The sequence below is a fragment of the Seonamhaeicola marinus genome (genome assembly GCF_008085455.1).
In genome coordinates, this window is record NZ_VSDQ01000304.1 from 1 (window position 1) to 269 (window position 269).

1 protein-coding gene is annotated in these 269 nt (G+C 32.7%); it reads right to left on the reverse strand.

Annotated elements, in window-relative coordinates:
- A partial coding sequence (locus FUA24_RS04085; protein ID WP_317131930.1) for an enolase C-terminal domain-like protein occupies positions 1-269 on the reverse strand: 269 nt, incomplete at both ends.

Sequence of the window (269 nt, forward strand, 5' to 3'; positions counted from 1 at the left end):
TTTTTTTGTTACAGAAAACACGCCTATTAATTCTTCATCTAAAGCAATGGGTAATGGTGTTACACTACATAATTGCGCCATGGCTTCAATTTGACCTTGTTTTATAGGTTGCTCTATAGAATGTAAATTGAAATTTGATAGTATTTGTAATTTCTCTAGAGCTTCACCGGGTGAAAAAGCACCATTGGCATCAACGCGTAATTCTATATCATTTGCAGAAAATGATGTGCGTATTGATTTTAACAGTTTACATTCAACATCAAAATCTA